The 1,247-nt window shown below is 50.1% G+C and carries 1 protein-coding gene; it reads left to right on the top strand.

Annotated features, from left to right (window positions below):
* Positions 1–1,247: hypothetical protein (locus tag JQC92_RS22350; RefSeq protein WP_205001726.1), on the top strand; the 1,247-nt coding region annotated here is incomplete at both ends.

Here is a 1,247-nt window from a genome sequence, read left to right as displayed (position 1 = left end):
CGGCGTTTGAAGGTCTATTTAAAGATAATAAAGGCGCAATAACAGCCTTTGCAAACCTATCCGACAGTGATATTGAGTGTATAGCTAAACATCCTCAATTATCGTACGTTATGTCGATGTGCCGCCTAAAAGGTCTGCCCACACCAGCGGCGCTGAACACATTCTTCACTGCTGAGTATTTAAAAGGTGATAACGGCCGCTTATGCAAGAAAAGGCTGAAGGCGGTGGCCAGTATGTGCCGCCAAAAAGGTCTGCCCACATCAACGGCACTGGAGGCATTCTTCACTGCTGAGTATTTAAAAGATGATAACGGCCGCTTGTGCAAGACAAAGCTGGCTGCGGTGGCCAGTATGTGCCGCCAAAAAGGTCTGCCCACGGCAGAGGCGCTGAACACATTCTTCAAAGATGAGCATTTAAAAGATGAAAACGGCCGCTTGTGCCTGACAAAGCTGGCTGCGGTGGCCAGTATGTGCCGCCAAAAAGGTCTGCCCACGGCAGAGGCGCTGAACACACTCTTCACTGCTGAGTATTTAAAAGGTGATAACGGCCGCTTGTGCAAGACAAAGTTGAAGGCGGTGGCCAGTATGCGTTGCGAAAAAGGTCTGCCCACACCAACGGCACTGAAGGCATTATTCAACGATAATCATCTGAAAAATGGACGTAACTTGTGCCTGACAAGGCTGAATGCGGTAGCCAGTATGTGCCGCCGAAAAGGTCTGCCCACGCCAGCGGCGCTGAACACATTCTTCAAAGATGAGCATTTAAAAGATGAAAACGGCCGCTTATGCAAGACAAAGCTGGCTGCGGTGGCCAGTATGTGCCGCCGAAAAGGTCTGCCCATGGCAGAGGCGCTGAACACATTCTTCACTGCTGAGTATTTAAAAGGTGAGGACGACCGCTTGTGCCTGACAAAGCTGAAGGCGGTGGCCAGTATGTGCTGCGAAAAAGGTCTGCCCACACAAGAGGCGCTGAACACATTCTTCAAAGATGAGCATTTAAAAGATGAAAACGGCCGCTTGTGCCTGACAAATCTGGCTGCGGTGGCCAGTATGCGCTGTAAAAAAGATCTGCCCACGGCAGAGGCAATGGAAATGTTCTTCAAAGATGAGTATTTAAAAGGTGATAACGGCCGCTTGTGCCTGACAAGGCTGAAGGCGGTGGCCAGTATGTGCCACCAAAAAGGTCTGCCCACGCCAGCGGCAATGAAAGCATTCTTCACTGCTGAGTATTTAAAAGGTGATAACGGC

Source organism: Parashewanella hymeniacidonis, assembly GCF_016900895.1.
Lineage (GTDB): Bacteria > Pseudomonadota > Gammaproteobacteria > Enterobacterales > Shewanellaceae > Parashewanella > Parashewanella hymeniacidonis.
The sequence above is the reverse complement of the archived record's forward strand: the minus strand, read 5'-3'. Positions and strand labels throughout refer to the sequence as shown.